Source organism: Microbulbifer guangxiensis, from assembly GCF_021729075.1.
GTDB classification, from domain to species: Bacteria; Pseudomonadota; Gammaproteobacteria; order Pseudomonadales; family Cellvibrionaceae; genus Microbulbifer; species Microbulbifer guangxiensis.
This window is the reverse complement of sequence record NZ_JAJSAQ010000001.1, coordinates 300,184-322,798: the sequence shown is the minus strand read 5'-3', so window position 1 is coordinate 322,798 and position 22,615 is coordinate 300,184. Positions and strand designations below refer to the sequence as shown.

The following is a 22,615-nucleotide window of genomic DNA, read 5'->3' as shown; positions in this document are numbered from 1 at the left end:
ATGCAGCTTGCCAGCAAACTGGTGATTGCCATTTCTTCCCGCGCTCTGTTTGACCTGAGGGAGAGCCACCGGGTTTTCGAAGAGCAGGGCCTCGAGGCTTTTTCCTCACACCAGATCGAACGGGAAAATGAGGTGTTGCCCAAGGGTGATGCCTTCCCGCTGGTGGAGAAATTCCTGCAGATTAATCAGCGTCTCGAGGGAGAGCCCAGGGTCGAGGTGATCCTCCTTTCCCGCAACAGCGCTGATACAGGCCTGCGTGTATTCAACTCCATTGAGCATTACGGACTGAACATCACCCGGGCAGCTTTCTGCAATGGGGAGAGCCCCTACCGCTATATCGCCCCTTTCGGCTGCGACCTGTTTCTGTCCAGTGATGGCCGCGATGTGCGCCACGCCCTCGAGCAGGGGGTGGCAGCGGCCACTCTCATTGCCGGCGGTTCACGCCAGCGGGCGGACGACACGCTGCGCTTTGCCTTCGATGGTGACGCCGTGCTGTTTTCGGACGAGGCGGAGCAGATATTCAAGCGCCAGGGGCTGGAGGCCTTCGCCGCCTCAGAGCGCGCTTCTGCACAGATGCCCCTGGGCGGCGGACCGTTCAAGGGCTTCCTTGAGGCGCTGCAGCGGCTGCAGGCGGAGTTTGATGCCGACAGTTGCCCGATTCGTACCGCACTGGTGACAGCCCGATCAGCCCCTGCCCACGAACGGGTGATCAGGACCCTCAGGGCGTGGAATATCCGCCTGGACGAATCGGTATTCCTCGGCGGGCTGCCGAAAGGAGAGTTCCTGAGGGCTTTCGGGGCGGATGTTTTCTTTGACGACCAGCCCAACCACTGTGCCTCCGCGGCAGAACATGTGGCTACCGGCCACGTTCCCCACGGGATTGCCAACGAAGAGCACACCTGAGGGGGAGTGGGGCGCGAAATTTTCCCTTCACCGGTGTTTCGGTACTTGGCTGCCGGAACCCACCACTGCTATTCTCTTCTCGAATAACCTCATAGTGTTTTTATAACTCAGTGGCCAGCACACACGGGATGCGTGCACGGCGAGACAGGGAGAAGCCATGAAGCTGCAGCAGCTGCGATACATCTGGGAAGTGGCCCACCACGACCTCAATGTCTCCGCTACCGCACAGAGTCTGTTCACCTCCCAGCCCGGTATCAGCAAGCAGATACGCCTGCTTGAGGATGAGCTCGGGGTTGAGATCTTCGCCCGCAGCGGCAAGCACCTGACCCGTGTGACACCCGCCGGGGAGGCCATCCTGAAAACCGCCGGCGAGATCCTGCGCAAGGTCGAGAACATCAAACAGGTGGCGCAGGAGTTCAGCAACGACCAGAAGGGCAGCCTGTCCATCGCCACCACCCACACCCAGGCACGTTATGCGTTGCCGCCGGTGATCAAATCCTTTATCAGCCGCTATCCCGAGGTATCCCTGCACATGCACCAGGGCACCCCGATGCAGATCTCGGAAATGGCGGCCGATGGTACCGCGGATTTTGCCATCGCCACCGAGGCGCTCGAGTTGTTCAGTGATCTGGTCATGATGCCTGTCTACCGCTGGAACCGCTGCCTGCTGGTGCCAAGGAACCACCCCCTGTGCCAGACCAGCAAACTGACCCTGGAGGATGTGGCCCAGTATCCCATCGTCACCTATGTGTTCGGGTTTACCGGCCGCTCGAAACTCGATGAGGCCTTTCTCGAGAAGGGGCTTTCGCCGAAAGTGGTATTTACCGCTGCGGATGCGGACGTCATCAAGACCTATGTGCGCCTGGGCCTGGGAATCGGTATTGTCGCGGATATGGCGGTGGACGAGGAGGATGAGGATCTGGTGGCCCTGGACGCGAGCAGCCTGTTTGAATCGAGCGTGACCAGGATCGGCTTCCGCAAGGGTATTTTCCTGCGTGGCTTTATGTATGAATTCATCCAGCAGTTTGCGCCACACCTGACCCGCGAACTGGTGGATCAGGCAGCTCATGCCTCGTCGCGGGCTGAACTCGAGGAACTCTTTGCCGGTCTTGAGTTGCCGGTTTACTGACCCCACAGAACGAGCCTGGAGGGGAGGTCTGCAGGAGGGCGTAGCTGGGGCTGCGCGGTTCAGGTTGTGAGGGGGCGCAAAACCTCCTTCACGAACTTGAAATACACAGTGTAAATCCTGGGGATCTGCCCCTCCTCCTCCACCAGGAAGAAAGGAGCCCGTGTCACCTGGTGCTCCCGGGCCAGACTCATGCCTGGGCTGTCGGCATCGCGCTCATCGGCTACCACGGTCTCATTGATCAGGTGAAGCTGATCGTTCTCCCGCAGTTTTTCCTCCACGTCCCGGCATTTGGAACAGGGAGTACCGTCCGCCAGTACTTTCTTAACAAAGGTAATGCGCATTGTCCGTATCCTTTCGTGCACTGCCGGGCGGAGGCCGACGCAAGACATTCCGCCATCCTGGCGCACAATCTATCAAGTCGTCCGGGTCCGGTGAAATACCGAAGAGGGATAGACCTATAACCAAATGCGACGCACCGAAAAGCCCGTAACCGGCCCGCGCAATGCAGGCACTAGCAAAACGCTTCCAGGGTGGCGAGCAGCAGGCCCACTTTGTCCAGGCATTCCCGATGTTCTGCGGCGGGATCGGAATCCGCGACAATACCGCCCCCGGCGGCGCAAGTCAGCCGGTGTTGATCTGCAGAGAAGGTGCGGATCGCGATATTGGTATCCGCACGGCCACAACTACTGAGGTAGCCGATACTCCCGCAATAGACGCCGCGCGGACTCGACTCCAGCTCACGGATGATTTCCATGGCCCGCCGCTTCGGTGCACCGGTGATGGAGCCGCCGGGGAAGCAGGCCTGCAGGAGATCAGCAAAGCTGTACTCTTCGGGCAGCTCGCCGGTGACCGTGCTGACGAGGTGATGCACATTGGCAAAGCTGGCCAGTTCAAACAGGTTCGGTACCCGTACACTGCCACGCTGGCAGCACTTGCCGAAATCGTTGCGCAGCAGATCCACGATCATGAGGTTTTCCGCCCGGTCTTTCTCGCTGCGCTGTAGTGCTGCTGCTATCTGTGCGTCCTGTTGCGGGTCACTGTGACGCCGCGCCGTCCCTTTGATCGGTTGGGTCTGGACGCGGGGGCCGTCGGCGGAGATAAACCGTTCCGGCGAAAGGCTCAGGATACTGCCGCGGTCCGGGATCTCCAGAAAAGCGGAAAAGGGACCTGCCACCCTAGCTCGTAAGGCGAGGTATGCCTGGAACAGGTCGCCCTCATACGCGGCTTCGAAGCGCTGGGTAAAGTTGGCCTGATAAATGTCACCGGCCCGGATGTATTCGAGCACCCGCTCGACGCGCTGCTGGTATTCCGCTGGCGCAAGTTCATGCTCAAAGGGGGCGAGCAGACGGAATTTGCCTGCCCTCGGCTCGGTCTGCCAGCGCACCGCAGTGAAGCGCGCGACCAGGTCCGCCACCTGCACCGGTGGGGAAGCCGGATGGAATACCAGGTGACTGGCCTGCAGCTGGTGATCCACGATCAGGGCCCAGGTATAGAGACCAAAAAAACCGGCAGGCAACGGGGTTGGGCGCTGATCTGCGCCAAGGAAATTTCCGGCCATGCCCAGCTCATAGCCTGCGTAGCCGATGACTCCGCCACAGAAAGGCAGCTGGGCATCACTGTCGGCCTGGCTCAGCTCACACCAGAGATCGTCCACTTCAGCGAACGGCGCGAGGCTGCCAGCGGCGAGCTCGAGGGTATTGATCGGGTCTGCACTGATAATGTCGTAGCGTCCACCGGGGGCCAGCGGACGGCCACTGTCCAGCCACACGGGTGCGGGCAGATCGGCAATGGCCTGAAAGGCAGCCGCCGTGTTCAGTGAGTAGGGCAGGGATACGATCTGTAGCGATTTCATTCCAGCTTCTTTTACGCCAGCCGCCGGCGTCGGTTCACCGGCGGTACTCCTGACGGGGGCCAAAAGGCGGCTACTTTAACCGATACGACGCTCAATACCAGCCTGGGACATGAGCCGGGTGGCCAGTTCTTCAACGGAGAGCTGGGTGGCATTGAGGTAGGGAACCTGGGCCCGACGCAGCATCTGCTCCACCTGACGCACCTCGAACTCACATTGCTCAAGAGAAGCGTAGCGGCTGTTGGCGCGCCGCTCCTGGCGAATGCTCATCAGCCGCTCCGGATCGATGGTCAGGCCGAACAGCTTGTGCCGGTAGGGACGCAGAATCTTGGGCAGTGACGTGGAGTCCATGTCCTCTTCGGTAATGGGGTAATTCGCTGCCCGGAGTCCGAACTGCAGTGCCAGATACAGGCACGTGGGTGTTTTGCCGGATCGGGAAACTCCCACGAGGATGATGTCGGCGCGATCAAACTCGCGCACCCGACGCCCGTCATCATTATCCATGGCAAAGTGCACCGCCTCGATCCGCTCACTGTAACGCCGGTCGTCGGCGATGCCATGGGAGACATTGACGCTCTGGGCCGGGTCGCGCCCAAACAGAGCGGCCAGCGGCGTCAGGTAGCTTTCGAAGACATCCAGCATCAGCGCAGAACTCTGGTGCAGCTGCTGGCGAATCTTGTCCGAAACGATGCTGGTAATGATCACCGGCCGCAGGCCAGACTCATTGGCTGATTGTTCGATCCTCCTCAGGACCAGTTGCACTTTTTCCGGGGAGTCGACGTACGGAATCGTCACCTGTTCCACCTGCTGGTCGCGAAACTGTGCCAGCAGGCTGTGGCCGATAGCCTCCACTGTCAGGCCCGTGCCGTCGGAAATGAAATACGCTGTCCGCTTGTCTTTTGCCATGATTACACTGGTCCGCTCTGTTTGTGGCCGGCGTGGGCCCGCTGGTGGAGTTGTAGTCAACTGTTGTAGAAAAACTACATTTTCAGCGATTTTTGCCGGGTATTTTTTACAAAATGCATCCTTATAATCAGCGCCAGATTTCCAGCAGCTGAGGGCAACTGCGTGACGAACTTCACTATCGAATTCGCTCATCTGGGCATGGGCGATCTCGACAAAGTCGGCGGCAAGAACGCATCACTGGGTGAGATGATCTCCTCGCTCGCCGGTGCAGGCGTCCATGTGCCAGGTGGTTTTGCCACCACCGCGGAGGCGTTTCGCGCCTTCCTCACACACGAAGGCCTGGAGCAGCGCATCGCTGATCGCCTGCAGACGCTCGATGTGGATGATGTTACCGCATTGGCTGCTGCCGGACAGGAAATCCGTCAGTGGATTCTCGATACCCCGTTTCCCGAGGCCCTCGAAGCAGAAATTCGCGCTGGTTACGAGGCCTTGGGGGGCGGCCAGACTGCTGTGGCGGTGCGTTCTTCCGCGACCGCGGAAGATTTGCCCGACGCCTCTTTCGCCGGCCAGCAGGAGACCTTCCTGAATATCCGCGGTATCGATGCCGTACTGAAAGCGGTGCACGAGGTGTTCGCTTCACTGTATAACGACCGCGCCATTGCCTACCGCGTCCACACCGGCTATGCCCATGCGGGTGTGGCGCTTTCCGCTGGCATCCAGCATATGGTCCGCAGTGAAACCGGTGCCTCCGGGGTCATGTTCACGCTGGATACCGAGAGTGGCTTCCGGGATGTCGTGTTCATCACCTCCTCCTACGGTCTCGGCGAGACCGTCGTTCAGGGCGCCGTGAACCCGGATGAGTTCTACCTCTACAAACCGGCGTTGAAGGCCGGGCGGCCTGCCATCCTGCGGCGCAACAGGGGCAGCAAGGCCATCAAGATGGTTTACGACAGCAGCGGTGATTGTGGTCGCTCGGTGAAGACCGTATCCGTGCCGGAAGAAGATCGCCAGCAATTCTCTCTCACCGATACCGAGCTCACCAGCCTGGCCGACCAGGCCCTCAAGATCGAGGCACACTATGGGCGCCCGATGGATATCGAGTGGGCCAAGGACGGCGACACCGGTGAACTGTTCATCGTGCAGGCCCGTCCGGAAACCGTCCGTTCCAGGGACCAGGGTACTCATCTGGAGCGCTTCCACCTCCGCGAGCGGGGCGAGGTTCTCTGCGAGGGCCGCGCGATCGGTCAGCGCATCGGTGCCGGCAAGGTGCGGGTACTGGAATCCGTCGAGGATATGGCAGCCATGCAGGACGGGGAGGTGCTGGTCACCGATATGACCGATCCGGACTGGGAACCCGTGCTGAAAAAGGCCAGCGCCATTGTCACCAATCGCGGTGGGCGCACCTGCCATGCCGCGATTATCGCCCGGGAGCTGGGCATTCCTGCGGTGGTGGGCTGCGGTGATGCTACGGACAAACTCGAGAGTGGTACCCCGGTCACTGTGTCCTGTGCGGAAGGGGATACCGGCTTCGTGATGGCTGGCGAGCTCAATTACGAGCGCGAGGAAACCGAAGTCAGCGATATGCCCGAGTTGCCGTTCAAGATCATGCTTAACGTCGGCAATCCGGATCGCGCCTTTGCCTTCAGCCACCTGCCGAACCAGGGGGTTGGTCTGGCACGCCTCGAGTTCATCCTCAATCGCATGATTGGTATTCACCCGAAGGCGTTGCTTGAGCTCGATACACTGCCCGATGACCTGCAGAAAAGCATTCGCAAGCGCATCGGTGGCTATGCATCGCCGGAGGATTTTATTGTCGAAAAGCTGGTGGAAGGCATCTCAACCCTGGCTGCGGCGTTCGCGCCCAACCGGGTGATCGTGCGGCTGTCAGATTTCAAGTCCAATGAATATGCACACCTGCTGGGTGGTCAGTTGTATGAGCCCAGCGAGGAAAACCCGATGCTGGGTTTCCGCGGTGCCGCCCGTTACCGATCCAAGGACTTCCGCCAGTGCTTTGCGCTGGAATGCAAGGCATTGAAGAAAGTCCGGGACGAGATGGGCCTCACCAATGTGGAAATCATGGTGCCTTTCGTGCGCACACCGGAGGAAGCGGCAGAAGTCGTCGGTCTGCTGGCTGACAATGGACTCAGGCGCGGGGAAGGGGGGCTCAAAGTCATCATGATGTGCGAGCTGCCCTCCAATGCGCTGCTGGCGGAGGAGTTCCTCCAGCACTTCGATGGATTCTCCATCGGTTCTAACGACCTGACCCAGTTGACCCTGGGGCTGGACCGGGACTCCGGCCTGGTTGCCGACCTGTTCGACGAGCGCAATCCGGCGGTCAAGGTTCTGCTTTCAAGGGCGATCCAGGCTTGCAGAAAAGCGGGCAAATATGTGGGAATCTGCGGGCAGGGGCCCTCAGATCACAAGGACTTCGCCCGCTGGTTGATGGATGAAGGGATCGACAGTGTCTCCCTGAACCCGGACACCGCTGTGGATACCTGGTTGTTCCTCGCCAACGAGGAAGCCTGATTCCGGTGACAAAGTGACCCTTCGGGGTCGCTTTCATTATTTGGGCAGACGCTGTTTGATAACAATAAAGTTGCTGCCCGGGGCAAAAATCAGAGCGACTTTCCCACCTTTTTTCTTGCACGCGCTCCCTTTACAGATTAAGTGCTTTTTTCTGCTGATTAACTCTACTTCCTGAAAGAACGATTCGGTCTAAACACGCTTTTTTATGGCAATAGAATCGAAATAGTTCTACTGCCGACGTTTCATTTGAAACATTCTGCTGCAGTAGAGGTTTAGCCGGGGCATGCCGGCCAGCGCAGTGCAGTATGTAATGCGCCCACCGAAGAGCTACCCGGCTTGACTTCCTTCGAAGTAAGCGAGGTGCCCCATGCAAGTAACCAGACTGACTTTGCAGCAATTGTATCTGGCGGGATTGGCAGTCTGTCTACTGGCTGCTCTCGCATCACCCAACGCAGTCGCCAATTCACGAGGGGTAAACTGGTTCGACGAGCATGCAGCGGCCAATTTCTCGGGCTCCGCCTCGATACACATCGATCTGAGTGAGCAGTTGGCCTACTTCTACAAGGGGGGGCGCCTGGTAGGAGTGTCCCGCGTCTCCTCGGGTAAGCCCGGCTATCAGACGAGTCCCGGGCACTTCCGTGTGCTTTCCAAGCACCCGAATCACCGCTCGTCTATCTACGGCAGCTATGTTGACAAGCGCACTGGTCGCGTCGTGAAAGCTGATGTTAATACCCGGGAAGACCGTCGCCCTCCTGGCACCTTTTATCGTGGAGCCAAAATGAACTATTACATCCGTTTCAATGGCGGGGTTGGGCTCCATGCCTCGGGTCACGTGCCCGATTACCCGGCATCGCATGGATGTGTCCGCATGCCCCCGCACATGGCGCAAAAATTCTACCGGTATGCCCGTGTAGGAACTCCAGTGAAGGTGACCTGGTAATTGTGGGCTGATATCGCTCGTGCGTGATTAGCAGTGATCGGGCATCATCCATTGGATGAATGCCCGATATTTTTTTACCCCGCAAGCTCCCCTCGTTAAACTCCTCCAGTACCTGCATTGATTCTGCGTACTCCAGTCTTACCGGATTCCACGCACATCGACTGTATCGCCAGCATCTATCCAAGGAGCAGCAATGATCAGCACCCCCGACCTCTGTGACGCCCATGCCAGCAAAGTGCAAGTGCTTGAACCCATGATGATCAATTTCGGTGGGCGGGAATCTTTTGGAGGGAAAATTTCCACCATTAAATGCTTCGAGGACAACTCGCTTGTCCGGGAGCTGGTTGCAGAGACCGGAAACGGGCGTGTGCTAATAGTCGATGCCGGTGGTTCGATGCGGCGGGCCTGCCTTGGCGACATGCTCGCTGAAATAGCCAGTTCGAATGGCTGGGAAGGAATCATCATGTACGGCTGTATCCGTGACGTCGACGAGATTGCAGGGCTGGACATCGGCGTACAGGCACTCGGCAGCCATCCGATGAAGACCGATAAGAAGGGCGTTGGCGAGCGGGATATCCCGGTTAGCTTCGGCGGTGTCACGTTTGCCCCTGGCGCTTACGTTTATGCCGACAATAATGGCGTGATCGTGGCTCAAGAGTCTCTTCTTTAAGATCTTTTCCAGGTTTCCCGTCGCCATCACCTGAAATATTTGGCCCACACAGGCTGCGGGAAGTCGCCGTGGGGCACCAGTCTGGACTGCTCTGCCGGCACTCCTGACGACGAAGTCGAATATTGCGCCAATCCCCTCAGGCTGTGACCAGCGCGACGACCATAGACCATCCTTCTCGCCTATCATGTGAGCTGAATGGCATCTCGGCACGTAGCCATTCCTGAACCGGATCAAATTTACGCAACATCAGGATCTCTGAACATGAGCGACCTGCGCAAGAAGTGGTTGACCCGCCCCCTGTTAAATCTGATCAAAAAGGTTTTGCCCCCCATTTCCGAAACCGAGAGGGAGGCGATGGAGGCCGGTGAGGTCTGGTGGGATGCACAACTGCTGTCGGGCAAGCCGGACTGGGATCAGTTGCTGAATATGGGCCCACCGCAGCTCACTGAGGAGGAGCAGGCGTTCATCGACGGTCCCGTCGAGAAGCTGTGCGAGATGATCGATGACTGGGAGATCAGCTTTGAAAAACGCTGTATCCCGGAGAAGGTCTGGGATTTCCTAAAGAAGGAGCGCTTCTTCGGCATCATTATTCCCAAGGAGTATGGCGGGCTTGGTTTTTCCCCCACTGCCCATGCCGATATCGTCACCAAGATTTCGACACGCAGTACCAGCGTCGGTGTGACAGTGATGGTGCCCAACTCACTCGGGCCCGGGGAATTGCTGATGGCCCACGGCACCGACGAACAAAAGGATTATTACCTGCCACGCCTGGCCGACGGTCGCGAGATCCCCTGTTTCGGCCTGACCGGAGTCGAGGCCGGTTCCGATGCCGCCTCGATGACCGATACCGGTGTGGTCTGCTACGGAGACTATAAAGGCGAGAAGACTTTGGGTATGCGGGTGAATTGGCACAAGCGCTATATCACCCTTGGTCCCGTGGCCACCATCCTCGGGCTCGCCTTCAAGCTTTACGACCCCGATCACATTCTCGGTGATCAGGAAGAGCTCGGGTTCACCGTCGCGCTGGTGCCCACGGACACCGAAGGAGTAACCATCGGGCAGCGCCACCTGCCGGCCATGCAGGCTTTCCAGAATGGTCCCAACTGGGGCAAAGACGTCTTTATCCCGATGGAGTGGATCATCGGAGGACAGGAAAACGTCGGTCGGGGCTGGCACATGCTCATGAGCGCCCTCGCGGCAGGCCGGGGTATTTCACTGCCTTCGCTTTCCACCGGCGGCGCAAAAATGGCGGCCCGTATGACAGGGGCCTATGCGCGGGTCCGGGAGCAGTTCAGCATTCCCATCGGAAAATTCGAGGGGGTCCAGCGCCGCCTGGCAGAAATTGCCGGCATTGCCTACGTACTCGACAGTGCCCATAAAACCACCACCCGCGCCCTCGACAAGGGGCGCAAGCCCGCGGTGGTCTCGGCGATCATGAAGGCCCATGCCACTTACGGCCTTCGTGATGCCATCAATGACGCCATGGACATCCATGCCGGCAAGGCCATCATGGATGGTCCGCTGAACTATGTGGGCAACGTCTACCGTGCCGTTCCCGTGGCAATCACCGTGGAGGGTGCCAATATCCTCACCCGCAGCCTGATGATCTTCGGGCAGGGGGCGATTCGCTGCCACCCCTACCTGCTGGACGAGATGCTGGCCGCCGAGAATCCGGATACCGAGGCCGGAGTCACCGAGCTGGACAAGCTGCTGCCCAAGCACATCCTGTTCCAGGTCAAGACCCTGTTGCGGGGAATTTTCCACGGTTGGACCGTGGGCATCTTCGCCAGCAGCCCCAAGGGGGTAGGGTATGCGGCCAAGTACTATCGCCAGCTGAACCGCTATTCTGCAATCCTGACCCTGGCGACAGAGATCTCCCTCATGTCTCTCGGCGGTGAACTGAAACGCAAGGAGTTGATCTCCGCGCGACTCGGTGATGTTCTGAGCCAGCTTTATTTGCTCAGTTGTACCCTGAAACGTTTCAAGGATGATGGCTCGCCAAAGGAGGATCGGCCGCTACTGGAATTCGCCATGCGCGCCGGGCTCCACAAAATCGAGCAGAGCCTGCTGGAGGTCTACCAGAATTTCCCCCGTCGTTTCCTTGGACACCTGATGCACTTCCTCACCATGCCCTGGGGGCACAGCATCCACACTGCATCAGACCGGCAGGCCCGAGTGTGTGCGGAGCTCCTGATGGTGCCTTCTGAGACCCGGGACCGTCTCACCAGGGGAGTATTCCTGGGCAACCCAGGTGATGGTGTCGACATCGTAGAGCAGGCATTCCAGAAGGTCTGCGCCAACGAGGAAGCCCGTGACAAGCTGAAGAAGGGCGGTATCCGCATGCTCAACCACGACACCATCAAGGAGGGCCTCGAGCGCAACCTCATCAGTGAGGAAGAGGCGGAGAAACTCCGCGAGGTTGCCGATGCTGTGTACAAGGCTATCCAGGTGGATCACTTCGACGACCTTGGCCAGCAGTCCGCCTGACCCCGGGAGGGACGTCATCGATGGAAGAGGGCAGTAGCACACAGCCCCAGCGATTTGACACCGCTGAAGCCTGTGTGGAGGCCGTGTTAGAAGCGGTCGGCAAAAATATCGTGCTGGGAGTGCCGCTGGGTATCGGCAAGGCAAACCACTTTGTTAACGCTCTCTATGCGCGTGCGGCCGCCGACCCATCCATCTCCCTGACGATATTCACTGCCCTGACACTGGAGCGTCCCAGCGGGAGCAGTGAGATTGAGCGAAGATTCATTCAGCCGCTGCTGGATCGTGTCTACAGTGAAACGATCGATCTCGCCTACACGCCTGCAAGGCGCAAGCGGATGTTGCCGACCAACATCCAGGTCTGTGAGTTTTTTCTCCTGACCGGCGCATTCCTCAATAATCCGGCCGTGCAGCAGGATTATATGAGTGCCAATTATACGCACGTGCCCCGAGACCTGCTCGACCGCGGTATCAATGTGCTTGCGCAGATGGTCTCACCCGCTCCGACCGGTGACCGATTCAGCCTCAGTAGCAACCCGGATCTCACCTTGCCGGTTCTGCGCATGGCAGGAGAGCTGGACGATCACGACATCGTATTGGTAGGGGAGTGCAATCCCCAGTTGCCCTACATGCCCGGTGATTCCGAGCTGGAGGCAGGGAAGTTTGATTTCCTGCTGGAAGGCGATGCCTTTGATACGCCATTGTTCGCCGCCCCCTCGCCCCCCGTGGGTTTTGTAGAGTACGGTCTGGCCTTCCATATTGCCGGCCTGATCAGGGATGGAGGCACTCTCCAGGTCGGCATTGGCGCGCTGGGCGATGCCATCTGCCATGTGCTGGGTCTGCGGCAGAGGGACAATACCGCCTATCGGGAGATACTGCGGGATCTGACATGCACAGACACCCTCCAGTTCCGGCACCGATTGCCATTAGAGGAGGAGCCGTTCGAACGCGGGCTTTATGGCGCCAGCGAAATGGTGCCCCCCGGTTTTCTGCATCTTCGACGACTGGGTATCCTTTCCCGGGCAGTCTATCCGGATGCAACGCTGCAGCAGTTGATTGACGACGAGGTCATTACCACGACGGTCACGGAAAAGACTTTGCTGGCGCTGCAGCAGGCCGGCCGCATCAGCAGCCCGCTGACACCGGAAGACACGGACTTTCTGCAGCGGCTCGGGGTCGTGGACCCCAGCTACAGCTGGCGGGGGCACCGTCTCCTCAGCCCGGACGGGGATGAAGAGGAGTTCGACCTGCACAGTGAGCTGGGGCGGCAGCGTCTGCTGGGAAGCTGCGCCGGCCAGAAGCTGCGTGGCGGCGTCTGGCTGCACGGTGGCTTCTATCTGGGGCCTGCCATGATGTACCAGCAGTTGCGTGAGATGGCCCCGGAGGAACTGGCCGGCATCAACATGACGGCTATCGATTACATCAACGACCTGCAGGATCAGCGCTCCCTCAAAGTATCACAGCGACGTGAGGCGCGGTTTGTGAACTCGGCCATGATGGTCACCCTGAACGGGGCTGTCGTTTCCGACGGACTGGCGGACAGTCAGGTGGTGAGTGGCGTTGGGGGCCAGTACAACTTTGTCGCCCAGGCCCACGAACTTGCGGACGGTCGCTCCATTATCGCGGTACCGAGTACCCGTATCAGTGGCGGTGAAACCAAAAGCAATATCGTCTGGGAGTTTTCCCATACCACGATTCCCCGGCACCTGCGGGACATTGTGGTCACTGAGTACGGCGTTGCGGATCTGCGCGGTAAGACGGACCGGGATGTCATGGTCTCGATGCTCGCTATCTGCGATTCCCGCTTTCAGTCTGAGCTACTGGAAAAAGCCAAGTCGGCGGGAAAGGTTGAGAAAGACTATGACATTCCACTGGAATTCACTGCTAATACCCCCGACAGGCTGCGAGCGGCATTCAATGATTCGGACCGGCTCTCACTTCTTCCGTATTACCCCCTGGGAACGGACTTCACCGATGAGGAAGCGCTGCTGGCAATCGCACTCAAGCAGCTGAAAGTGAGCAGCCGCAAGTGGTGGAAGATGTTGCCGCTGATCCTCGCCGGCCGCGCCGCGCACCGGGAACATTCCGACAGCACAGTACATATCCACCGTTGTCTCGAACGCATGGCCTTCGAAGAGACCGATACTTTTGAGCATCGATTGGAAGCTTACGCCGTCGCAGGTGCGCTGAAGGAGTTTGTCGATTTGAACCGTCCGTTACGGGGAGAATAAAGCCGTTGCGGAAGATCCCCGGGCGACCCCGGGTTTTCAGTATTTAAAGGGCTTTCCCCGATGTTTTTTGTATCCCTGAAGGCCGCGCGACGTCCCTGTCTGGCGAGTGAATCAAAAAAAATGGGGCCGCGTCTGCGGCCCCCAAAGTGCGTGAAATCATCGTCAGCAGGGTGAAATTTTTGGCAATCCGATTATTCCCCCGATCCGAAACAGGCAATGCTCCGGTCTTGGCTGTCACTTCATCCCAACTCGAGAAAAAAGAAGGCGGCATGAGCCGCCTTCCCGAAAGGTCTGATCTGAAGAGGATCAACCGAACTGGTTCATGGTGTTGTCCTTGCCAGCCGCTTTGAGTGCGGCCTCACCGGCGAAGTACTCCTTGTGGTCGTCACCCATGTCGGAACCAGCCATGTTCTGATGCTTCACGCAGGCGATACCCTGGCGGATTTCCTTGCGCTGTACCCCTTCCACGTAGCCCAGCATACCTTTCTCACCGAAGTACTCTTTGGCCAGGTTGTCGGTGGACAGGGCCGCGGTGTGGTAGGTCGGCAGGGTAATGAGGTGGTGGAAAATACCGGCTTCACGGGAAGCATCCTGCTGGAAGGTACGGATCTTCGCATCTGCAGCTTTCGACAGCTCGGAATCGTCGTACTCTGCACTCATCAGGTCGTCGCGGTCGTAAGCAGACACGTCCTTGCCTTCTTCCTTCCAGGCGTCGAACACCTGCTGACGGAAGTTCAGCGTCCAGTTGAATGACGGGCTGTTGTTGTAGACCAGCTTGGCGTTCGGCACCTGCTTGCGGATCTCGTCCATCATGCCGCCAATCTGGCCGACATGGGGCTTCTCGGTCTCGATCCAGATCAGGTCGGCACCATTCTGCAGGGAGGTAACACTGTCGAGGACGCAGCGAGCCTCACCGGTGCCCTTGCGGAACTGGAACAGGTTGGAGGCCAGGCGCTTCGGGCGCAGCAGCTTGCCGTCACGATTGAGAATCACATCGCCGTTGGCCAGATCACCCGGTGCTACTTCCTCGCAGTCCAGGAAGGAGTTGTACTGGTCACCAAGGTCGCCCGGCTCTTTAGTCACCGCGATCTGCTTGGTCAGGCCAGCACCCAGGGAGTCGGTTCGGGCAACGATAACCCCATTGTTGACCCCAAGCTCGAGGAAGGCGTAGCGAACGGCACGGATCTTGGCCAGGAAGTCCTCGTGGGGAACGGTGACTTTACCGTCCTGGTGGCCGCACTGCTTCTCATCAGAGACCTGGTTTTCAATCTGGATACAGCAGGCACCGGCCTCAATCATTCTCTTGGCCAGCAGGTAGGTGGCCTCAGCGTTGCCGAAACCCGCATCAATATCCGCGATGATGGGCACAATGTGGGTTACATGGTTATCGATCTTGTCGATCACCGCCTTTTCCGCACTCTTGTCACCGGCCTCACGGGCTGCATCCAGCTCCCGGAACAGGCCGCCCAGTTCACGGGCGTCGGCCTGGCGGAGGAAGGTGTAAAGTTCTTCGATCAGGCCAGAGACCGCGGTCTTCTCATGCATTGACTGGTCGGGCAGGGGGCCGAATTCACTGCGCAGGGCGGCCACCATCCAGCCGGACAGGTACAGGTAGCGTCGATCAGTCTTGCCCTCGAAATGCTTCTTGATGGAAATCATCTTCTGCTGGCCGATAAAACCATGCCAGCAACCCAGGGACTGGGTGTACTTGCTGGTGTCCTCGTCATAGGCCGCCATGTCTTTGCGCATGATGTCAGCGGTATAGCGGGCGATGTCGAGACCGTTCTTGAATTTGTTCTGCAGGCGCATGCGGGCCACGGACTCCGGGTTGATCGCATCCCAGGAGCTGCCATTGGCTTTACACAGCTCAGCGGCTTTTTCGATTTCTTGGGCGTAAGTGGACATGGACTCTCTCCTCCAGGTGACTGCATTTATTTGTTGAGTATCCTAGTGCTGGTGGCATAATTTGGCTAATTTATTGCCATTATTTTCACTATCAGTCAGACGAATAACATATGAATCTGGAAAGAGCCGACCTCAACCTTCTCGTGTATCTGGATGTCCTGCTGCGAGAGCGGAATGTGACAAGGGCCGCGAACTACCTCGGACTGTCCCAGCCCGCCATGAGCAACGGCCTCAAACGCCTGCGGGAACTGTTCGATGATCCACTGCTGGTGCGGACCCGCGAGGGAATGATGCCCACCGAGCGGGCGCTGGAGCTACAGCCGATGGTCCGGGAGGCGCTGGCATCTATCGATCGTGTGATCCAGCCAAACCGGGATTTCAAACCGGCTGATACCCGTCGCACCTTCCGGATCATGGCCAGCGACTACGCGGAATCCACCCTGATTCCGCCACTACTGAAGCAGCTCCGTGAACAGGCCCCTGGAATCAGCCTCGACATCATGACGCCCAGTGATGTGAGTTTCGTGGATGTCGAGCAGGGCAAGGTGGATATGGTGATCAACCGCTTTGACAGCATGCCCCAGAGCTTCCATCAGGCTACCGTGTGGCGCGACAGCTTTTCCTGCGTCATGCGCGCCGACAACCCGATCCTGGACGATTACAGCCTGGCCAGCTATCTGCGCGCCCAGCACATCTGGGTCAGCAAGACCGGGATGGGCGTCGGCGTGGGGGTAAACCCGGAGGATGTGCAGCGACTCGGCTGGGTCGATGAAGCCATCGGCCGGCTTGGGGAAAAGCGGGATATTTCCGTCTTCACCCGGCATTACCAGGTAGCCATGCTGCTGGCGGAGCAGAGCGACCTGATCGTGACAGTACCAACGCGGCTGGCCCAGCTGGCAGAGGGGAATGCCCGTATCGTGCGGCGCAACCCCCCTCTTGAGATTCCGCCGCTTGAGCTGAAAATGGCCTGGAGCCCGCTACTCCAGCAGAGCGCGCCCCACCGCTGGTTGCGCCGGCTGATCCTGGATATCGGGCGCCAGTTGTAAGCGCTGGCGTGGTAGGCAATGGTTTAGGCAGGGGCTGCGACAGCGCTTCTGCTCGCTAGTGGGATTTGGCCCCAGGCACTCTTCGGCGCCCGGAGCCAATCAACTCACGGCAAAAAGTCAGCAACCGCTCTGGCAGTTGAAACCATCGTAACCTGACGTGGTATACCAATCGCTGCTGCTTCCACCCGAACCGCTCCAGTTATTCAGGTCAAAGCTCCCGTGGCCATTACTGTCACCCTGGATCCGGTAGACAGATACCGCTTTACCGCTGTTGCTCCAGACAAGGGGCGAACCTTCGGTGATCTGCTCCGGCAGGCTGTTGGGCTGCATGAAAAATGCGGAACCCTCTCCATAGACCGTAGCAACCCCGCTGGCAGGGATCGCGAGAAACGTGCCTTCCTCCAGACCGATTGCACGGACTGTCAGGCTGACCTGATCCTGTGCGGTGCGGGCCAGGAAACCAAAGGTTCGACCGTGACGGGTTTCTGCAGCTCTCCCCTTGCCGGTTACGCGATCCAGATGGCTGTCGGTAATCAGGCCAGATAGCTGCGGATGCAACAGAAAGTCACCGTGGTTGATATCCTGCGTATTCGAGTGATAGGGATTATCGAGGATTTCCCGGGACAACACGCCCAGATTAGCCGGCGCATAATAGGATTGACCGAGTATGGCCAGTCCTGCGCTGGTGCCCGCGATCGGCGCACGCTTCACATTCATGTGGGCGTTCAGTGCGTCTTCCACTGCGGTGTTTTTCCAGAAGTCCTCATATTCATTTTGATCGCCGCCGGCAATGAAAATGATCTCGGCACTCTCGATATAACCGGCGACAGCCGGGTCACTGGCCGCAGCGCGGTCGTCGATGGATAGTTCCGCCGCGGAACCCAGCTGGGAGCCGAATGTACCGCACATCCAGTCGGCCTGGCCGCCGGTGCCGCCGGAGCGCAACACCAGGTAGTCACCTCCCTGGGCGTGGCTGATAAGCCACTCAGTAGCCGCCTGTTCGCCCTGTGCGTTTGCTTCTGCACCTCCAATCAGGAGTGTGGCCTGGGACAGGCTCGCGCTGTTGTCGGCGGTGCCGCAGGCCAGGTAGTAGTCGTAACCGCCTCCGCCATTGCCACCGCCACCATTTCCACCTCCGTTGCCACCCCCGACGCCTTGGGGCGGCTTGGCAAGGGCACTGCTGGCCAGCAGTGCGGTCAGCAAAGCTGTTGTCAGTCGGCGATAAGTCGTTTTCATTGGGTTGTCCTTTTATTCGAATTGATTGAGCGGTATCCCATCGGGTGCGATGGCAGTCCCGCATACCCGAGGCCCCGACAAACCCATTGCTATAGCCACCACCTTGGTACGACAGCAGGACCTGCGAGCGAAGCTAGCACAGCGTTTAGGCGAGATCGCTTGATGTGGGGATAACAGTGGATATTGCGGCAGGCTGAGGTCCGGGCCGAATTTTGCGCACCAGTTACTGTCGGTTTTCGTCAATATTTGCGCGACAAATGATGGAAATTCCGGCTATAAATTGGTGTTATGAGGATGAGGCTGTTTACAATGCGGCAACCCAAGATCTGATCACCCCAATCACCGAGAGGCCAGGATATGACGGAGCGAGTCAAAATCGGAAAACTGCAGGTAGCGAAGGTACTGCGTGATCTGGTGAACGAGGAAATCATCCCTGGAACCGACATCAGCTCTGAACATTTCTGGTCACAACTGGAACAGATCATCACTGACCTCGGCCCCATCAATCGCCATCTGCTGGAAAAGCGCGATCAGATCCAGACCCAGATCGACCAGTGGCATCGTGAAAATCCCGGAGCCTACCGGGACCTCGACCGCTACAAATCCTTCCTCAGTGAGATCGGCTATCTCGCTCCGGAGCCTGCAGACTTCACCGTGTCGACGGAAAATGTCGACGAGGAGGTCGCGACGATGGCTGGCCCACAGCTGGTCGTGCCGGTGATGAATGCCCGCTATGCATTGAATGCGGCGAACGCGCGCTGGGGCAGCCTTTATGACGCCCTCTATGGTACAGATGTGATCAGTGAGCAGGATGGAGGGGAAAAAGGCACCGGCTACAATCCGACCCGCGGTGCCCGCGTCATTGCCTTTGCACGTGATTTCCTCGACCAGGCGGCGCCGCTGACCAAGGGCAGTCATAGCGACGCGGTGGAATACCGGATCAATGGCCACCTGGTGGAAGTGCAGCTTAGCAGCGGCAAGATTGCCACACTGAAACAACGGGGCCAGTTCCTGGGTTTCCGCGGCGATAACTGTAACCCGGGAGCAATTCTTCTGCAGAACAACGGCTTGCGCTTCGAAATCCAGATCGATCGCGAAAGCCCCATCGGCAAGACGGACAAGGCAGGTATCAAGGACATCCTGATGGAGGCGGCACTGACCACCATCATGGACTGTGAGGATTCCGTGGCTGCTGTCGATGCCGAGGACAAGGTTGTGGTCTACCGTAACTGGCTGGGCCTGATGAAAGGGGACCTGCAGGAAACCCTGGAAAAAGGCGGCAAGTCGGTGGTGCGGAAGCTCAACCCCGATCGGACTTACGTCGGCCGCGATGGTGAGTCCCTGACCCTGCCGGGGCGCAGCCTCATGTTCGTACGCAACGTCGGGCACCTGATGACCAACGAGGCAATCCTCGATGCCGACGGTAACGAAGTACCCGAGGGTATCCTCGATGGCATGATCACCAGCCTGATCGCGCTGCACGACCTGCGTAGCGAGGGAGCGATCAGCAACTCTCGCAGGGGCAGTGTCTACATCGTCAAACCGAAGATGCATGGCCCCGAAGAGGTGGCCTTCGCCAACACCCTGTTCTCACGAATCGAAGATGCCCTGGGCATGGAGCGTAACACGCTGAAAATGGGCATCATGGATGAGGAGAGGCGCACGACGGTAAACCTCAAAGGCTGCATCGAAGCGGCCAGGGAGCGGGTGGTGTTTATCAACACCGGCTTCCTCGATCGCACAGGCGATGAAATTCACACCTCGATGCTCGCGGGCCCGATGATCCGCAAAGGGGAAATGAAGCAATCCCGGTGGATCGGTGCCTACGAGGACTGGAATGTCGATGTGGGGCTCGCCGCCGGGCTCAAGGGGTGTGCCCAGATCGGCAAGGGCATGTGGCCCATGCCTGACCGTATGGCAGACATGATGGAGGCGAAGATCGGGCACCCGATGGCTGGCGCCAACACCGCATGGGTGCCTTCGCCCACTGCCGCCACCCTGCACGCGCTCCACTACCACAGGGTCAACGTTGCCGAACGCCAGGAGGAACTGAAGGGCAGCAGCAGGGCAAAACTCGATGACCTGCTCACACTGCCTGTCGCAGAGTCCCCCAATTGGAGTGCAGAGGAGATCCAGCGGGAGCTGGATAACAATGCACAGGGGATTCTCGGCTATGTCGTACGCTGGGTAGAGCAGGGGGTGGGCTGCTCAAAAGTGCCGGATATCAACGATGTGGGCCTGATGGAGGATCGCGCCACCCTGCGTATCTCCTCTCAGCATATGGCCAACTGGCTGCAGCACGAGGTCGTTTCCCGCGACCAGGTGATGGAAACCATGCAACGCATGGCAGCTGTCGTGGACCGGCAGAACGCCGGGGATCCTGCCTACCGGAATATGGCACCGGATTTTGACGACAGTGTCGCGTTCCAGGCGGCCTGTGAACTGGTCTTCGAGGGGGCGGTCCAGCCCAATGGCTATACGGAGCCGGTACTCCACCGACGCCGGCGCGAATTCAAGGCGAAGCAGGGAGCCTGAAGCTCAGACCAGCAGCCGACGCAGGCCGGGTTCCTGCACTGCAAGGGGCCAGTCCTGCTCGAACAGGGCCAACAGCTTCTGGGCGCGAACGCGGTCAGCCGGACAGTAGACACCCAGCCACTGGTCGCGATCCTCCTTCAACAATGAAATGCACCCGTCACCGACGACAAATTCGGTGTCGGGCGTATCCACGGTTGGCTGCAGTTTTTTCAGCTCGATGCGGGAGGTCAGGCGCTGGATGAGGGGCAGCAGCCGGTGGTGGCGCTGCGAGATGGGGTCGCTGTCACGGATCAGGATACGAATCCTCGCGTAACGGCTCCGCCTCGCAAATGCGGAAAGGGCCTCCACCACCGCTTCCTCGTGAAAGAGGGAGCGCTCCAGGTGATTGGAAAAAATGCTGACTTCCCGCTTTGCGCGCTGGCACAGATCAATCAGCGCCTGCTGGAACGCCTCGACATCCGCCAGTGGAAACCGCTCCCGGGGTTCAGAGGCGTCCCAATCTTTGCCTGTCTCGAAGTCAGTCAAAGCTCCCTCTCCATTTTGATGTGGGGAATCCCCGCCTCCTCAAACTCTCCACCAACCGCCCGGAAGCCCGCATTGGCATAGAAATGCCGGGCGTGGCACTGGGCATGGAGGAAAACGTGCTGCAGCCCGGTTGCCCGCGCATGCTCGCAGATGATTTCGAGAAGGCGGGAGCCAAGGCCCTGCTTGCGATACCGGGGCAGCACGGCCATGCGGCCGATTTTCCCCGTCTGGGTCAGGCGACCCGTCGCTACCGGCTCGCCCTCCAGGAAGGCAAGAAAATGCGTGGCGGCGGCCTCCTGATCGTCCCACTCGATAGCTGGATCCACCCTCTGCTCGCGGATGAAAACGGTTTCCCGCACCAAGCGGATTTGCTCGAGGTCACGATCCCAGTCCGCCACCCGAATCTCTGAGTTGTCCATCTAGAAATCCTCCGGAGGGTAGATCAGGGTTCCCTGGGCCACCAGGGTATCAATCAGCCCGCCCTCTGTGGCTATTTCCGGGTGGTCATCCACCGCCTGTGCCGTGATCACCCGTGCAGAGCAAAAGTGGACGGCAAATTCCTCGCTTGTCGCCATTGCCTCGCCATCGACGAACAGTGTGACGGGATCCCGCGAGAAAGCACAGCGGGACGCAGGGTTGAGCACCAGTGTAGCCCCACCTGATAGCTGCTCCCGCCAGTCTGCTGCGTCACCGGCATCCAGCGCTACGGTATCGGGGTATTTTGCCTCCGTCATGACCGCGCCCAGCCACTGCGCAATCTGCCGGGGCTGCTCAATCCATTCACGAAGCTGTGCCTGCAGGCGCTGGACAGCTGCGGGATCGATCTCGTCCGGGTTGCCGGTCTGTTTCATTCCAGCATCGCTGTAGCGCAGGTGATCCGGCAACTGTAATGCCAGCTCCGCTGCCAGGTCTTCCAGTATGTGCCTGGCAGACGGCGCCCTGAAACCGATGGAAATCGTGGTGCAGGCTCCCTCGGCAATACCCCAGTGACTGTACTGGGGGGGCAGATAGAGCATGTCACCCGGCTCCAGCAACCAGCTGTTTTCCGGTTCGAATTCCTGCAGGATATTCAGCGCTGTGCCTTCGAGACGTGGCGTGGCGTCATCGGCCTTTCGGCCCTGCTGCCAGAGTCGTTTCCCCTCTGCCTGAAGCAGGAAGACATCGTAGTAATCGAAATGGGGGCCGACGCTTCCCTTGTCGGACGCATAGCTGATCATCACATCATCCAGGCGCCACTCTGGCAGGAAGCGGAAAAGACGCTTGAGATCGGCGATCTCCGAGACCCACTGGTCCACCGCCTGCACCAGCAGTGTCCAGTGACTGCGGGGCAGGGCGAGGAAGTCCTCTTCGGAAAAGGGCCCCTGCCGAAGCTCCCAGGGGCCCTCCGCGCCCTGTTCGAGCACAATCCGGGACTCCACCGCCTCCTCCAGTGCCATGCCCGCCAGCTCCTCTCCGGAGAGGGGGGAGACAAAGCCGGGAAAAGCATTGCGAATCAGCAGGGGTTTCTGTTGCCAGTATTCCCTGAGGAATTCCTCGACCGGCATATCGCCCAGGTGGGTAAGTGGTGTATCCGTCATCAGTGAAATACCGGGGTCGCTGTGTGGGTTCGTTGCGGACTGGCTGGCCCGATTCGGGTCCGGCGCCCGGGCGGCGGGCAACGTTCGCGGGCAGCATAAAAAGGCAGTAAAGCACTGGCCGGGCCGCGGGGAAATACCGGGAAAACAGTGGCG

The 22,615-nt window shown here is 59.2% G+C and carries 17 protein-coding genes; 9 read left to right on the top strand and 8 right to left on the bottom strand.

Translation table 11 applies throughout. The annotated features are described in order from the left end of the window. Positions 1-903 carry a 5'-nucleotidase gene (locus LVD12_RS01390; RefSeq protein ID WP_237065080.1) on the top strand — a complete coding sequence of 301 codons (903 nt, stop codon included), beginning with the start codon at positions 1-3 and terminating at the stop codon, positions 901-903. Positions 904-1,060: 157 nt separating this feature from the next. Next, a complete protein-coding gene (cysB, locus tag LVD12_RS01385) occupies positions 1,061-2,032 on the top strand; it encodes an HTH-type transcriptional regulator CysB (RefSeq protein ID WP_237065079.1) in 972 nt (323 codons plus the stop codon). A 59-nt stretch (positions 2,033-2,091) separates the two neighbouring features. On the opposite strand, the gene LVD12_RS01380 is transcribed toward cysB, so the two are convergent. From LVD12_RS01380 to ppsR, 3 genes are all read right to left on the bottom strand, one after another. Then, the gene (locus tag LVD12_RS01380) at positions 2,092-2,373 is read right to left on the bottom strand and encodes a hypothetical protein (RefSeq protein WP_237065077.1); all 282 of its coding nucleotides are present in this window, start codon (positions 2,371-2,373) and stop codon (positions 2,092-2,094) included. Positions 2,374-2,543: 170 nt separating this feature from the next. Then, a complete protein-coding gene (gene pabB, locus LVD12_RS01375; protein ID WP_237065075.1) occupies positions 2,544-3,884 on the bottom strand; it encodes an aminodeoxychorismate synthase component I in 1,341 nt (446 codons plus the stop codon). 75 nt (positions 3,885-3,959) lie between these two features. After that, positions 3,960-4,787: a posphoenolpyruvate synthetase regulatory kinase/phosphorylase PpsR gene (gene ppsR, locus LVD12_RS01370; RefSeq protein WP_237065074.1), complete on the bottom strand. Its 828-nt coding sequence runs from the start codon at positions 4,785-4,787 to the stop codon at positions 3,960-3,962. 162 nt (positions 4,788-4,949) lie between these two features. Here ppsR and ppsA point away from each other — a divergent pair, with 162 nt between their 5' ends. The 5 genes from ppsA to LVD12_RS01345 all read left to right on the top strand — a co-directional run bounded on the left by ppsA (position 4,950) and on the right by LVD12_RS01345 (position 13,638). Further along, positions 4,950-7,313 carry a phosphoenolpyruvate synthase gene (gene ppsA / locus LVD12_RS01365; RefSeq protein WP_237065073.1) on the top strand — a complete coding sequence of 788 codons (2,364 nt, stop codon included), beginning with the start codon at positions 4,950-4,952 and terminating at the stop codon, positions 7,311-7,313. Between the two features lie 367 nt (positions 7,314-7,680). Further along, the gene (locus LVD12_RS01360; protein WP_237065072.1) at positions 7,681-8,253 is read left to right on the top strand and encodes a L,D-transpeptidase family protein; all 573 of its coding nucleotides are present in this window, start codon (positions 7,681-7,683) and stop codon (positions 8,251-8,253) included. Positions 8,254-8,446: 193 nt separating this feature from the next. After that, positions 8,447-8,923 carry a ribonuclease E activity regulator RraA gene (gene rraA / locus LVD12_RS01355; RefSeq protein ID WP_237065071.1) on the top strand — a complete coding sequence of 159 codons (477 nt, stop codon included), beginning with the start codon at positions 8,447-8,449 and terminating at the stop codon, positions 8,921-8,923. 261 nt (positions 8,924-9,184) lie between these two features. Beyond that, on the top strand, positions 9,185-11,410 hold the full coding sequence (locus LVD12_RS01350; protein WP_237065070.1) for an acyl-CoA dehydrogenase: 2,226 nt from the start codon (positions 9,185-9,187) through the stop codon (positions 11,408-11,410). Positions 11,411-11,430: 20 nt separating this feature from the next. Further along, complete coding sequence (locus LVD12_RS01345) at positions 11,431-13,638, top strand: acetyl-CoA hydrolase/transferase C-terminal domain-containing protein (protein ID WP_237065069.1); 2,208 nt, start codon at positions 11,431-11,433, stop codon at positions 13,636-13,638. A gap of 306 nt (positions 13,639-13,944) precedes the next feature. Here LVD12_RS01345 and LVD12_RS01340 read toward each other — a convergent pair whose 3' ends face one another. After that, a complete protein-coding gene (locus tag LVD12_RS01340; protein ID WP_237065068.1) occupies positions 13,945-15,543 on the bottom strand; it encodes an isocitrate lyase in 1,599 nt (532 codons plus the stop codon). A 110-nt stretch (positions 15,544-15,653) separates the two neighbouring features. On the opposite strand from LVD12_RS01340, the gene LVD12_RS01335 reads away from it, so the two are divergent. Further along, positions 15,654-16,589: a LysR family transcriptional regulator gene (locus LVD12_RS01335; protein ID WP_237065067.1), complete on the top strand. Its 936-nt coding sequence runs from the start codon at positions 15,654-15,656 to the stop codon at positions 16,587-16,589. 117 nt (positions 16,590-16,706) lie between these two features. Here the strand turns inward: LVD12_RS01335 and LVD12_RS01330 are convergent, their stop codons facing one another. Next, positions 16,707-17,825: a cyanophycinase gene (locus LVD12_RS01330; protein WP_237065066.1), complete on the bottom strand. Its 1,119-nt coding sequence runs from the start codon at positions 17,823-17,825 to the stop codon at positions 16,707-16,709. Positions 17,826-18,182: 357 nt separating this feature from the next. Between LVD12_RS01330 and LVD12_RS01325 the strand changes: the two genes are divergently transcribed. Continuing rightward, the gene (locus LVD12_RS01325; protein ID WP_237065065.1) at positions 18,183-20,360 is read left to right on the top strand and encodes a malate synthase G; all 2,178 of its coding nucleotides are present in this window, start codon (positions 18,183-18,185) and stop codon (positions 20,358-20,360) included. 3 nt (positions 20,361-20,363) lie between these two features. On the opposite strand, the gene LVD12_RS01320 is transcribed toward LVD12_RS01325, so the two are convergent. From LVD12_RS01320 to LVD12_RS01310, 3 genes are read right to left on the bottom strand one after another with little or no spacing between them, the layout of a single operon-like run. Then, positions 20,364-20,885: a DUF7931 domain-containing protein gene (locus LVD12_RS01320; protein ID WP_237065064.1), complete on the bottom strand. Its 522-nt coding sequence runs from the start codon at positions 20,883-20,885 to the stop codon at positions 20,364-20,366. Then, on the bottom strand, positions 20,882-21,304 hold the full coding sequence (locus LVD12_RS01315) for a GNAT family N-acetyltransferase (protein WP_237065063.1): 423 nt from the start codon (positions 21,302-21,304) through the stop codon (positions 20,882-20,884). Before LVD12_RS01315 ends, LVD12_RS01320 begins: the two co-directional genes overlap by 4 nt. Next, positions 21,305-22,462: a cupin domain-containing protein gene (locus tag LVD12_RS01310; protein WP_237065062.1), complete on the bottom strand. Its 1,158-nt coding sequence runs from the start codon at positions 22,460-22,462 to the stop codon at positions 21,305-21,307. Between the last annotated feature and the right edge of the window lie 153 nt (positions 22,463-22,615).